At 73.4% G+C, this 391-nt stretch carries 1 pseudogene; it reads right to left on the reverse strand.

Annotated features, from left to right (window positions below):
- A pseudogene (locus AB0I23_RS16225) lies at nucleotides 1-391 on the reverse strand (hypothetical protein); the annotation flags it as partial.

The following is a 391-nucleotide window of genomic DNA, read 5'->3' on the forward strand; positions in this document are numbered from 1 at the left end:
CGGGACGACAGCCGGCCCACGAGTGGCGGTGACCGGGGCGGTTTCCGTCGGGACGACAGCCGGCCCACGAGTGGCGGTGACCGGGGCGGTTTCCGTCGGGACGACAGCCGGCCCACGAGTGGCGGTGACCGGGGCGGTTTCCGTCGCGACGACCGTGCCGGTGGCTTCCGCCGGGATGACAGTCGTGGCGGTGGCGGTGGTGGGTTCCGTCGGGATGATCGTGCGCCGCGGCGTGAGGATGACCGTGGTGGGCGTTCCGGTGGTGGCTTCGAGCGTCGTGACGACCGGCCGCGTGGGCCGCGTCGCGACGATGACAGCCGCAGTGGTGGTGACCGGGGTGGCTTCCGCCGCGATGACAGCCGCAGTGGTGGTGACCGGGGTGGCTTCCGCC

The organism is Streptomyces atratus (assembly GCF_040655115.1).
GTDB lineage: Bacteria > Actinomycetota > Actinomycetes > Streptomycetales > Streptomycetaceae > Streptomyces > Streptomyces atratus_D.